12 protein-coding genes are annotated in these 13,384 nt (G+C 39.0%); 2 read left to right on the top strand and 10 right to left on the bottom strand.

Annotated features, from left to right (window positions below; genetic code table 11):
* Positions 1-19 precede the first annotated feature (19 nt).
* From HCCG_RS06250 to HCCG_RS06205, 10 genes are all read right to left on the bottom strand, one after another.
* On the bottom strand, positions 20-1,228 hold the full coding sequence (locus tag HCCG_RS06250; RefSeq protein WP_002956615.1) for an LL-diaminopimelate aminotransferase: 1,209 nt from the start codon (positions 1,226-1,228) through the stop codon (positions 20-22).
* A gap of 29 nt (positions 1,229-1,257) precedes the next feature.
* Complete coding sequence (locus HCCG_RS06245; protein WP_002956614.1) at positions 1,258-2,070, bottom strand: hypothetical protein; 813 nt, start codon at positions 2,068-2,070, stop codon at positions 1,258-1,260.
* Positions 2,064-3,191, bottom strand: coding sequence for a hypothetical protein (locus tag HCCG_RS06240; RefSeq protein WP_002956613.1), 1,128 nt, complete (start codon positions 3,189-3,191; stop codon positions 2,064-2,066). The genes HCCG_RS06245 and HCCG_RS06240 overlap by 7 nt, the downstream gene beginning before the upstream one ends.
* Positions 3,175-3,867 (bottom strand): 23S rRNA (guanosine(2251)-2'-O)-methyltransferase RlmB, encoded by a 693-nt coding sequence (gene rlmB / locus HCCG_RS06235; protein WP_002956612.1) that lies wholly within the window; start codon positions 3,865-3,867, stop codon positions 3,175-3,177. Before rlmB ends, HCCG_RS06240 begins: the two co-directional genes overlap by 17 nt.
* A 3-nt stretch (positions 3,868-3,870) precedes the next feature.
* Entirely contained in the window at positions 3,871-4,737 is an 867-nt protein-coding gene (rsmI, locus tag HCCG_RS06230; protein ID WP_002956611.1) for a 16S rRNA (cytidine(1402)-2'-O)-methyltransferase, read from the bottom strand.
* 4 nt (positions 4,738-4,741) lie between these two features.
* A complete protein-coding gene (gene rpmE, locus HCCG_RS06225) occupies positions 4,742-4,945 on the bottom strand; it encodes a 50S ribosomal protein L31 (protein WP_002956610.1) in 204 nt (67 codons plus the stop codon).
* A 143-nt stretch (positions 4,946-5,088) separates the two neighbouring features.
* Complete coding sequence (locus tag HCCG_RS06220; RefSeq protein WP_002956609.1) at positions 5,089-6,366, bottom strand: hypothetical protein; 1,278 nt, start codon at positions 6,364-6,366, stop codon at positions 5,089-5,091.
* A gap of 19 nt (positions 6,367-6,385) precedes the next feature.
* A complete protein-coding gene (locus HCCG_RS06215) occupies positions 6,386-7,522 on the bottom strand; it encodes an Opr family porin (protein ID WP_002956608.1) in 1,137 nt (378 codons plus the stop codon).
* A gap of 94 nt (positions 7,523-7,616) precedes the next feature.
* Positions 7,617-8,585: a radical SAM/SPASM domain-containing protein gene (locus HCCG_RS06210; RefSeq protein ID WP_015453464.1), complete on the bottom strand. Its 969-nt coding sequence runs from the start codon at positions 8,583-8,585 to the stop codon at positions 7,617-7,619.
* Entirely contained in the window at positions 8,582-9,841 is a 1,260-nt protein-coding gene (locus HCCG_RS06205) for a patatin-like phospholipase family protein (protein ID WP_002956605.1), read from the bottom strand. The genes HCCG_RS06210 and HCCG_RS06205 overlap by 4 nt, the downstream gene beginning before the upstream one ends.
* Before the next feature lie 319 nt (positions 9,842-10,160).
* Between HCCG_RS06205 and htpG the strand changes: the two genes are divergently transcribed.
* Both htpG and HCCG_RS06195 read left to right on the top strand, forming a co-directional pair.
* Positions 10,161-12,032, top strand: coding sequence for a molecular chaperone HtpG (gene htpG, locus HCCG_RS06200; protein WP_002956603.1), 1,872 nt, complete (start codon positions 10,161-10,163; stop codon positions 12,030-12,032).
* A gap of 273 nt (positions 12,033-12,305) precedes the next feature.
* A partial coding sequence (locus HCCG_RS06195; RefSeq protein ID WP_034548209.1) for a PDC sensor domain-containing protein occupies positions 12,306-13,384 on the top strand: 1,079 nt, incomplete at its 3' end.

The raw sequence follows: 13,384 nt of genomic DNA, 5'->3' as shown, positions 1-13,384 counted from the left end.
TTAAAATCTTAATAAAATCTTATGAAAATTGCTTCAAAAATGCCTTGAGATTCCGTGCGGATTGGCGGATTCGCTTTTCATTTTCAATTAACGCAATTCTCACATACCCTTCTCCATAATCCCCAAAGCCCACACCCGGACTCACAGCAATCTTTGCCTCTTTTAAAAGCCTTTTTGAAAATTCCAAGCTACCCATATCACCCACACATTCAGGCAACTTTGCCCAAATAAACATACTTGCCTTTGGTTTTTTCATCTCCCAACCCGCTTCTTTAAAACTCTTAATCAGCACTTCCATACGCTTTTCATACTTACCCTTTATCTCTTCCACACAGCTTTGATCGCCATCAAGGGCGATAGTAGAGGCAATTTGCAAAGGCGTGTAGATTCCATAATCAATCCAGCTTTTAATCTTTTGCAACGCTTCAATAATTTTCTTATTCCCCACCACAAAGCCAACTCGCCAACCTGCCATATTATAAGTTTTACTCAGCGTATAGCTCTCAACAGCTACATCTTTAGCTCCGTGGATTTCTAAAATACTTGGTGTTTTAAAGCCATCAAAGCAAAGCTCGGCATACGCAATGTCCGAAATAATATAAAATCGCTCCTGCTTTGCCATAGCCACTAAGCGTTCATAAAACTCCCTATACACAACAATAGTCGTGGGATTATGCGGAAAATTCACAACAACAAATTTTGGACGGGGCATTACTTCTTTTAGCACCCTTTTAATATTTGCAAAAAAATCATTTGCATCAAGCTCCATTTCATCATTCCACTTTAGCCCAAAAGTAGAGACATTCGCTCCATTAAGAATAAAAGCATAATAATGAATAGGATAGGCAGGCTCGGCTACAATGGCATTATCGCCAGCATTTGCAATAGCTTGGACTAAATGCACATAGCCTTCTTTACTCCCCATTGTTACACACGCTTCAGATTCTGGGTCTAAATCCACACCATAAGTCCGCTTATACCAATTACAAATGGCTAAACGCAACTTGTAGATTCCACGGCTTACAGAATAGCCTTGATTCTTATCTTTTTGTGCGGCTTCACAAAGCTTTTGGATAATATGTTCAGGCGTCTTACCATCTGGATTCCCCATAGAAAAGTCAATCACATCTTCATTATTGCGACGCATTTCAAGTTTAATCTCATTAATTGCAGCAAAGACATATTTTGGCAAACGCTTTATTTTGTCAAACTCAATCTCATCAAACATAGCTCTCTCCTCATTGTTAGATTCATAATCTACTTCAAATTCACAGCAATACCACCCTTAAGATTCTCCGCCCCATCATAATCTGTAATCATCACAAACTTCACACCTTGTGGAATCTTAACTTTCAAGCTTTCATTACTACCGGCATTACTTATCATATCTATAATGCCAAGATTCTTATCATACAACACAATATGTGGATTCCACTTTGGAAAATCCACAGCCTGTATATATAAATCTCCGCTTGTATTGACACTGACCCAATATTCCCCGGAGGCATCACGCCATTTAAGTGCTGCTGATTTTGCTAAGAATTTTGTATTTGGCAGACGCGACTCATTGACTTCAAGCATATATTCCCACTTCTGTGCATTGATACGATTAATATCAAGGCAAACAAAACCCCTTTTACCTAACTCATCAACAATAATCCCCATATCAGGGCTATGCTCGGTATTAAAAGAAAACTCCACACTTGAAAGCCCACCACTTAGCTCCGCTCTGCTTACTACAAAGTATGAATATCCCATCGTGCTTAAAATATTATTCCCAATCTTTGTTAGTAACACGGGACTAGTCCTTGCACTAAAGCTAAGTTTTACCTCGCTTGGTTGAGAAAAGCGCGAGCTAAGTAGCCCATTACTTTTTAGCGCATAAACAATTTTAGCAATATCCAATCGTCCGCCTGTATAGTATATATTTCTATTTGCAAAGATTCTATTAATGAAATTTGCGTTTGTTTGGTAGCTTTGCTCCCCCATTAGATTTTTTATCTTATCATCAAAGGCATCAGCCCACGCACCCGCTACAATACAAAAAAGAATGAAGATAAGCCTTACCATTCAAGACCACCATTCAGCTGTTTAAAACGCGTATAATTCACATCTACAAGGCTTGAGCCATCAAAATACATTCTCACTGGATGTTTGCTCCCGTGAGCTACTTCCTCGCCATTGAGTGTGAGCTTAAATGCACTATGCCCCATCACAAAAAGCATTTTATTGTTTAATGGAATCTCATAACTATTTTTATATGCAAACTGCTCCTTGCTTCCTGTCTCAAGATTAATCACGCCAAGCCACAAATCCTGCTCGGCTTGGATATATAAGATATTATCACTCGGCTTCTTTTGACTATCTGCTTGAGAATCTGCTTGACTAGGCTTAGGGCTAAAAAAGAAATTTTGCTCTGGGTGGCTTGATTGATGAGTTTCTTGAGTTTGCGTTGTTGTATTTTGTGGGGCTAAAGCTTGTGGCATAGAATCCTTACTTGTAGATTCTAAAGGCACATCTTGAGATTGCACTTCCTGTGTATTTTGTGTTGGCTTATCTGCTTGTTGTGTTGGGGCATTATCTAGCGGTTTTGTTGCATCAAAAAATACACCATCATACCCCTCATCATTCTCATTTTGTGCTGTGCTACTAGACTGCGAAGTAGGCGGAATAGGACTATCCTGCATAAAAGCCTTGTAGGCAAAATATCCCATAAGTGCAAGAAAAACAAGTCCTAAAATCACATAAAGCCAAGAGTAAGATTCTGCGTGAGACTTACTTTTAGATTCATTTTTTAATGCAATCTCAATCACGTAATGCTCACGCTCTTTTTGTAAATCTTTCTTTCTCTCTTCTTCTTTTTCTCTCACAATCGCTACATTTTCAATAAGCTTTTGAGATCGCTCTTCTTGATCCTGTTTGCTTATCACCTCTGCAACACTACTTATATCAGGCTTTTGCAACTGCTCTTTAGAGAGAATCCAATCACGCAAATCAACACCATACTCACGCTCCAAAATCGCAATGAAGCCCTTTGCCCGCACACTATCAATCTTATCAAATCGCTTTTCTAGCACATCTTCAATCTTAGAACTCGCAAGTTTAGTTGTTTTGCTTAGCTCCTTTAGCCCAATTGCCTTAAGCTTCCCTAGTTCCTCATCAAGTAATTGCATATTAATGTTTCCCTGCATAATTAATCCTATCTATTAAAATTCCCGTAGCCACCGCTACATTGAGCGAATCAAAGTGATGCTTCATTTTGATAGAGAGCATTGTATCAAGTTTGTGCTTCAATCGTGCTGATAAACCCATAGATTCACTTCCTAGAAACAATGCCCATTTTTGTGGATTTTCTATTCTCTCTTGCCCTCGCATATCCGCACCTACAAGGGTAAAGTTTGCATTTTTAAGCTCATTTAGCACATCAAAGACTTGTGTAAAAACCCCATAAGGCATATTTAAAAACGCCCCACTTGAAAGACGCACTATACCTTCTATCGCTTTTTGACTAAGGCTTGGCAAACAAATGACTATTCCGCCCACACCCAACGCGTAAGCTGTGCGAAAAATTGAGCCAATATTCCCCACATCGCTAATCTCACATAGCACCAAAAGTGAATCTTTCTCCTTTAGTTCTTTAAGACTTAAAGCTTGTGGCGGGATAATTTGCGCGAGAATCCCTTGATGATTACCGCCACGAGAGAGAGCTTGAGCTTTTTTATTATCCACGCGTTTAATGGGCTTGTCTAATTTAGCAAGTTGTGAAAATAAATCTCTAGGCAATTCTTTTGCGAGATAAAATTCTGTAATACTGCAAGGGCAAGTCTCTATGGCATACAAAATAGGCTGCTTACCATAAATAATCACTACTTACTCCGCACTCAAAATTTCTTCATAGCATTGCTTGATACTTTTACCACTCATCTTGCTTAGAATCTTTGCCTTAATCTTTGGTGGAATATCAAGCATCAGGGCTTCCTCATACTCTAGCGAATATTCCTTATGCTCCAAAGTATGCGAAAAATCAAGGATAAGCACCCACTCTCCTCGTATTACAGAATCTTCTAGCATTGTGCCAATCTCGTGTGCTGTGCCATAATATCGCTGCTGATGAAGTTTTGTAAGCTCTTTTTGCACGGCAATGCGAGTATGTGGAAGTAAAAATGCAATATCTTGCAAGGTCTCTAAGATTCTATGCGGACTTTCATAGCAAATCGCACTATACGCACCGCCCATATTGAGCCTAGCAATCTGCAAAAGTTTCGCTTGTCGCTCTAGCTTTTTATGTGGTAAAAATCCTACAAAAACAAATGGTGTAGATTCTACACCACTCCCACAAAATGCCACATTTAACGCACAAGCCCCGGGCAAAACATCAAAGGCAATGTGATGTTCTATCGCATAAGATACAAGCTTTGCACCAGGATCACTAATACAAGGCATTCCCGCATCGCTAAGATACACGACATTTGTATTGAAAAAATCCTGCGACAAGATGGAGAGAAACTCATCTTGATTATGTGAGTGAAAGGATTTGATTTGCTTAGAATCCACAAATTCCTTAGGATTCTGTTCATTTGGAAGTTCAAGGATATTGCGTGAAATGAGTAGCTCTAAAAGCTTTTTAGCCACTCTTGTATCTTCACACAAAATTACATCAGCTGACTTTATGGCTTCCAACGCCCGCAAGGTAACGTCTTCAAGGTTTCCTATGGGGGTTGGCACAAGTGTCAGCATAGATTTATTTCATATTATATTTTTGGCGGAATTTCTCAACGCGTCCAGTGATGTCAGTGATTTTATCACTTCCTGTGTAGAATGGGTGGCAAAAGCTTGAAATATCAATGCGTAGCTCACTCTTATTGCTTAAAACCTCAATTTGCTTTCCGCTTGTTACGCAGGTTACCTTACAAGGGATGTATTCTGGGTGGATTCCTTTTTTCATTCTATGTCCTTTGTTTTGTGTTGATGTAAAAAAGTTGGGGATTGTAGCAAAAAATGTTTTAATTCCTGCTTTAATAGAGTAAATTTTATAAAGTGGTGTGTATATAAAACTACAAGGCTAGAAGCCTAGCCTTGTAAGGATTCTTAGAATCCAAATTTAGCAAATGCAAGTGCAGAGTTTTGCCATTTGCCATTCCAAGAGCCGATTATAGCATTTTCGGCTGTTGAATCTGTGCTAGCTTGTTTGCCTGTCCCAACATATCCAGCACCGACTTTGAAATACATCTTATCACTTCCTTGCCAAAGCGTGAGTGAACCAACTGCAGAGATTTCCTCATAATCACCACCAGAGTAAAGCACATCAAGGGCTACTCGTTTAGATTCAATACCACCGAAGATATACCAAGTATCACCATAACCAAGTGAAGCACCTACTCCAGCTCCACTCATACCGCCACGATAACCATAGAATCTTGCTCTATCACCATAATTAAGAATATATGAATCCTTGTCATTTGAGACATATCCTGCACCAAGCTTAAGCCACTCATTTAAACGCAACTCTTCATCAATCCAAAAAGTCATACCACTTGCGGTATCTGCTTTCCCTGTAAGATTAGTCATACTATACACAGCACGCAAAGTCGTCTTTGACTGCACATTTCCAGAGCCAAGATCAAGCTGTGCTTTTGCACCTGCATTCAATATATCATCAACGCCTTTTGTATTTTTACTATAATCTACACTCGTATTTGTATCTGTAAGATAGCTCACAAATGGAGAAACTTTAAACATTTCACCAAATTTGATATCCACACCACCACTTACAAGCTCACCTTTCTTACCTTTTTGGTGTTGATAAGTATCAAAGCTTGAAAGCTCATAGCCCATTCTGTTATAAGCCTGTCCTGCTCCAAGCTGAGAGTTTCTCCAATATGCCCATAAACTTATAGCCCCACCATCTACATTTAACGCACCACCTTGCACATTGCCATAGATCCAATCTACACCCGTATAGTTTTTACCATCAACGCCTAGGAAAAACTGCCCTATATCAAAGCGTCCAAGCACAAAGCTTAATCTCCCGCCATCATATCTAAAATACGCATCAGACACATCAGCATAATTTGGGAATGCACTTTTAGTGATAAAATCATTTTGTGAAATATCATAGAATGGGTAAGCACCCCAGCCACCAAGACCAATGCTTACATTTTTGCCCAAGCCTAGCTCAATCCCTACGCGTGCAGAAACATTTCCATAGGCTTTTTGCACTTCCTTGCCTTTATCATTCAATGTGCCTAAACCACCAAACCCTTGATGATAAAATGCTCCTAAATGCCCAAAAGGATTCACCTCTACCGCATTTGCACCAACCGCCATAGCAGAGACTAAAGCAAGTGAGACATATACTTTTTTCATACAAACTCCTTAAAAAGATTTAAAAACTAACTTGTGCAAAGACACGAGTTAGTAGATAATTCCTACCATCATTGGCAAAAATTGAATTATCGAGCGTAAAATCGGCATTATTTATCATTCCTATAATCTTTGCACCCAACTTGATATTGTGTTGAGGTTCAGAGACAAGTCCAATCTCCCAGTTAAATATGTTTTTGCTTCCTATGGTTGTATGCCTAATAGCTGCATCAAGCTGCACATATTGCCTTAAGTCATATTCTAAGAATCCATAAAGTGATGTGGCATTATTGTAAAAAAGCCCTTCTCGCCTTTCAAAATAGCTACTCTGCCCAAACGAATCAATCCCCCTAGCTCCATTTTCAGCCACAGAGAGAACACCACCTCCAACATTCATACCCAGCCACTTTGCTCCACCCTCAAGCCATACAAATCCTCCATCGCCTTTTGTGCTTGAATGGTCAATGATTTTATCATTCCTAGCACTAAAAGACAAAAAGTGCATTTTCCCATATAAAAGTGCAGTATTTACAGGCACAGCCACAAGCACTTTTGCACCAAAGGCGGTAAAATCATTAGGAGCAGCATAAATATATGGGGTAATTTGCAAAGGAGATTCGGGAAGTGTGATAGTTGCCCCTAGATACAACGCACCCACACTACCAAATGGATTTGAAAAATTATCCATTCTATAATTTGTTACATATGCATTTTTATATGCCCAGATAAAATCAAGCTTTAAATTTTCTATATCTTCATAAGTCGCTGACACACCTTGTGTATAATGCTTAATCCACTCGCTATTAGTTTGGAATCTCCCTGCATACACACTTAAGCGATTGGGATTCACAAAACTTGCATAAAGCTCTGTGAGAACAAAATTATCTTTCACTTGCGAAAAGTCTCCGCCGTGTGCTTGATATAGCTTTGTTGCAGCCCACATAGAGCCACCAAGTGCCACACCTTGAAAGCGTTGGGTTTGATAGGCTAAAGACACATTGGCATCAGCGAAACTTGGTGCACCACCTGTCATACCTTGATAATACACGCCCATATGTCCGCTTGGACGCCCAGTTAAAAGCAATTGTGCGATATTATTTGCATTTGCTACTTCATAGAATCCACATACGCACAGCAAAACTGCTAGTATTCTTTTCATAAAATCCCTTTAATCAAATCCCTAAGTCCTTTTAGAGATGAAGCTTTACTTTTTTAAAGGATTGTCAGCAAAAATAATTCCACTTTTATTTATCTCACAAAATAAGCCTATAACCGCATTTTTCACATAGCTCGCAAGGGGCTTTTCCACGCTTTAATGCCAAAGCAAAATCCACAAACTTTTTACTTTGTAAAATCTCCCTTATGCCCTGCTCTCTCACATTGCCAAAGCTCGTCTTCCCACCATGATCAATACAGCAAGGCACCACATTGCCATTACTTAAGATTCCAAACTGCTTTATCGCCCCATAGCAAAACACTTTTATATTACTTTTTTGAGCTTTTAGCCGATAAGTTTTCACCCCGCCACTTTGCTCCCATTCAAATGAAGTTTTAGGATTAGCAAATACCTTTGCCCCAAGCCTTACTCGCCCTTTTTTAAGACTTTCCATAAATACATTAGAATCTAGCCCAAAAAATCTAGCCACAAAGCCACACAACACCCTAAACTTCACACTATCAGCAAAAATATCATCACTATGCAGACGCAGATTCACAAAAATGGGCGAATTTTGAGAGAGATTAAACGCACAAAATTTTAGAATCTGCTCCAAATGTCGCTTTTTCAAAAGATTCTCATTTGCCAAAAACGCACTTAAAGAAAACGCCACCTGCACAAAAGGCTTTTGTGTGAGTAGCTCAAAATGCCACTCTTGCAAAAAAAGCCCTGTGGTAACAAGCTCCACTGCCAAATGATATTTTTTCAATATCTCAACATAAGAGATAAAATCTTTTACCCCCAAAGGATCGCCCAAAATATGCAAACACACCCGCTTTGTGTGAGACTGAATCTCATAACATATCTTTTCAAACAGCTCTAAATCCATAGCTCCGCGTCTTTGCTCAATATTTGCACTCGGGCAAAATCCACACTTCAGCCCACAATAATCGCTTATTTCAATATAAATCTTTTCAAATTTTAGCTTAGATTCTGGTTTGCATTGTGGCGTAAATTTTGCTTGAAACTGCGGATTGAATCCACCCTCACATAGACTTTCCCTCACACTCCGCCACCTTGCAGTTCAAAGCAAAAGAGATGAAAAAACGCCCATATAATCTTTTTATCACTTTGATAAACATTTGGCAGATTCAAAGCCTGAAAAAACTCCGTCTTTTCCTGCCTTTGCGTATTTTTAGCCTTAAGCTCATCTATTATCTCATTAAGATGATATATCCTTTTACGCTCATAGTCATACTGCCCCATCATCAGCTCTACAAGGCAAAGCACCATAGCAGCAAGTTTTGATTGATTAAAAATCATTTGAGATTTTTCATTGTGAATCTCGCCTAGATTCACACTCATCATTTCATTATGAGATAAAAGCTCTAAAATCCGCTTAGATTCTAAAGGCATAATAAATTCCAAAGCTTTATGCAAAGCAAAAGGCAATTCCTTTGTATTGTGTAATTCTTTTTGCATTACAATGCTTAATGCCCTACTCATCGCCATAAGATATTGTGGCATATCTTTAGTGTTAGGATAAAAGCTGTATGTAAAGCCCTGCAACTTACCAAAAGCCTTGAGCGTGTCAAAATAGCCAAGCTCCAAGTTCTCTTCAATACTCATTTTGTCAAAATCAAGCATACCGCCAAGGGGCTTAAGGGGGTAAATATTTTTCACAAGCGGATGATGACTAAAGGGGTGAGATTCTGGATTTAACGCTATGGCGATAACCTGCTCTGCACCTAGCTCAAAAGCAAGACTAATAGGGAGATTGTCATAATATCCCCCATCTATGTAGCCCCATCCATCAATCTCACATACCGGAAAAGCCGGAAAACACGAGGCTGAAGCCAAAATCCACGAAGCGAGATTCTCCATTGAAAGCTCATTTTTATATTTTTTTACAGGCACAAAGCTAGGGAATCTTACACTCATTAACGCATAATCCACGCTAGAGCTAAAAAACCGCTCATCAACGCATTTTTGAATAATCTTTTTAAGCGGAGTGATATCCATACCCTTATTATCCTTGTAGCTTTTGATAAAGGGCAGAAGTTTCTCACTATTTTCATAATAATATTGCAAATCTGTGCGGAGATTTAGCCCATTTAGCACCACCTTATCTATATCTATCTCACGCCATAACTCCAACGCCTTTTCATAATCGCCAAGCACCATTAATGCTCCATTCAAAGCCCCAATGCTTGTGCCTGTAACCATATCATACTTTATACCAAGCTCCCTTAATGCCCTCCACGCTCCAATTTGATACGCCCCCTTAGAGCCTCCACCACCTAGCACAATAGCTACTTTCACTTTTTTCCTTTATGTTTTTTTATTATGTTTGTCTTAGAATCTCACCATAGATTCTATAAAATTTTATAGAATCCACCCTTCAATCCCAACGCTAAAAATCCCAAGATTCTAGCTTGTCATTACTTACAACTCGGCCTGTATAACTTGTATAATAAATATTCTTAGAATCTTGCTTTGTTATTCCAAATATCATACAAAAAACTTAGTTTTTATTATATAAACTCACTCATTAAAGTTTATAGAATCATTATAAACTTTACACATAATTTAATATTTTCTGCTATGATTGCCACTTCAATTTGAATTTTAAGGAGAAAAAATGGCAACAAAACATCAATTTCAAACAGAAATTACACAACTTTTAGACCTAATGATACATTCCTTGTATTCCAATAAAGAGATATTCTTGCGAGAGCTTGTAAGTAACGCATCTGACGCACTTGATAAGCTCTCATATCTCACGCTCACACAGGATAATCTCAAATCCCTAAGCTTTGAGCCACGCATTGACATATCCTTTGATGAGCAGAAAAAAACACTCACCATAGAGGACAATGGCATTGGTATGAGTGAATCTGATATGAAAGAACATTTAGGCATTATCGCAAAGTCTGGCACAAAGAGCTTCCTTAGCCAACTGAGCGGGGATAAAAAGAAAGATTCAGCACTTATTGGGCAGTTTGGCGTAGGCTTTTACTCAGCATTTATGGTAGCACATCGTGTCGTGGTGCAAAGCAAGAAAGCAGGTGAAGAAAAAGCCTATGCGTGGGTAAGTGAAGGCAAGGGCGAATATGAGATTGGCGAGTGTATTAAAGAATCTCAAGGTACGCAAATCACGCTGTATTTGCGAGATGAAGATGCACACTTTGCGTCTCGTTGGGAGATTGAAAACATTATCCATAAATATTCCCAGCATATCGCATTCCCTATTTATCTCCATTACACAGAGACCAAGAGTGAAAACGCAGAAGATTCTAAAAAAGGAGATTCTACAAAAGAGAGCAAAGAAAACAAGCAATCCCAAATCAACACCGCTAAAGCCCTATGGAAGATTCCAAAATCCAAGCTTAAAGATAAAGATTACAAAGAGTTTTACGCCACACTCTCACACGATAATAATGAGCCTATGCGGTGGATTCACACAAAGGTTGAAGGCAATTTAGAATACACCACACTTTTTTACATCCCTAGCAAAGCTCCATTTGACTTATTCCGCGTGGATTATCAATCAGGTGTGAAGCTCTATGTCAAGCGGGTATTTATCACTGATGATGACAAGGAGCTATTACCGCCATATTTACGCTTCGTGCGTGGGGTAATTGATAGTGAAGACCTGCCTTTGAATGTGAGCCGCGAGATTTTACAGCAAAATAAGATTCTAGCTAATATCAAATCCGCCTCCACAAAGAAGATTTTAGGCGAGATTGCTAATATCGCAAAAAACGAAGAAGAGTATAAGAAATTTTACGAGCAGTTTGGTAAAGTGCTGAAAGAAGGCTTGTATGGTGACTATGAGAATAAGGACAAGATTCTAGAACTTCTGCGGTTTGAGAGTGTAAAGGCTGAATCTATCTCGCTTAAAGCCTATAAAGAAGCAATGAGTAGTGAGCAAAAGAGCATTTACTATATGCTAGGCGAAAATAAAGAAGCGATTAAAAATGCACCACTGCTTGAAAAATACGCACAAAAGGGCTTTGATGTCTTGCTTTTAAGCGATGAGATTGACGCGGTTGTAATGCCGATGATTGGCGAATATGACAAAACTCCGCTAAAAAGCATTAATAGCAAAGAAGCCTTAGAAGAGCTAGGGGAGCAGAGCATTGATGAAGCCACACAAAAAGCCTATGAGCCGCTGATAAAAGCCTTTAAGGACACCTTAGGAGAGCAAATCAGCGAAGTCAAACTCTCACAACTAGGCGATTCACCAATCACGCTGATTAAAGAAGACAGCAATCCAATGATGGCAAATCTTATGGCACAAATGGGGCAGAAACTCCCCGAATCTAAGCCTATCTTAGAGCTTAACATCACTCACCCACTTTTTGAAAAGCTTAAAACCGCAAATGCGGAAAAAATCGCACAAAGTGCTACTTTACTCTTTGGTGCGGCAGTGGTGCTTGAAGGCAATAACCTTGAAAATGCTAAAGCTTTCAATGCTGAACTCCACGCCCTTCTACTCCAAAGCCTTTAAGGCTTTGGTGGCTTGTTTATCAAACTTTTTTGCTTTTTCTGCGTGTCTTATTTAGAATCTAGCTCACAAGCCCAAGCTGTCAATTATCCTAAATATCAAAAATAGAATCTGTGTAATTTTAAATCAAAACTCCCCCATATACATTTTGTAGCCACTGATTACTTTTAGTAACAAAATCCCACAAACAAAAAAAACATTTTATCTATCTTTCAATAAACTTGACTAGAATACAGCAATTATTTCTCATTTTTTTGAAATAAGTTGGAGGTCATTATGCTTACATCATTAAGAAAACTCAAATTTGGCACTAAAATGAATCTTATTGTTGCTATTGTCGTTTTAGTCTGTATTGGTATTATGGCACTTGTCATTTTCTCACAATCTCGCTCCACGCTTGATAAGGAAGCTAAAACTATGCTCTATAATGTCGCCCAGCGACACGCAAACAAGATTGCCCCGATTTTTGATGAGAGTTTTGCACTTTTGGAAAACACACAAGGTGTAATCAATAACTTTCTTAAAGCTGGAATCACGCTTGATAACAAGACGATTGATGAAAGCGTATCAAGCCTACTAGATACATCAAATTGGGCAAAATATGCCTATGTATTTTTATTTGAGCCTTACGCTCACAATGGTTTGCAAAAAGATTTTGTTTCCAAAAACGGCAAAAGTGGATATTTAATGATTTATCGTGATGATGATCCTACGCGTATCGGCGGTGTCCATCGTGTTAATGCTGAATCTAAGGTGCTTGATTTTTCAGCTGTGCAAAATGCGATACAAGAAAAACGCTCTATCTTTGGTGTGCCTGTTGAAATTACCCTTGAGGGTGAAAGCTTCCACGCAGTCAATGCTGTCGTGCCACTCTTTAGCGGGAATCAACTCATCGGTGTGCTTGGTATGTCAATCAACCTTGATACGATTATCCAGCAAATCGTGCTAAATAAAGAAAATAGCGTGTATGAAAATGACTTTATCTTAATCCTTTCAACCGGTGGTGTGTATGCGGCAAGTGATGATATTAGCCTATTTGGTAAAAAGATTGCCGAAGTCAATACTCACCCATCACTTCAACAAATCACAGACGCTCAAGCTGCACATACAAGTGGTGTATATGAATACATAAATCGCCACGGCAAAGAAGCAATCGGTGGAGTTTCTACCTTTGAAGTGTGGCGTAATACTGGCTCGTTTTGGAGTGTGCTTGTCTCTGCACCGCAAACTTCAGTCTATGCACCATTAAGAAAAATCACAATCACTATGCTTGTGTCCGTCTTGGCAAGTTGTGCAAGTATCGTATTTATCATTTCGCTCTTTGTGAGATTTGCCCTTGTAAAGCGTCTATCTAG

Source organism: Helicobacter cinaedi CCUG 18818 = ATCC BAA-847 (assembly GCF_000155475.1).
GTDB classification, from domain to species: domain Bacteria; phylum Campylobacterota; class Campylobacteria; order Campylobacterales; family Helicobacteraceae; genus Helicobacter_C; species Helicobacter_C cinaedi.
This window is presented reverse-complemented; position numbering and strand designations above follow the sequence as displayed.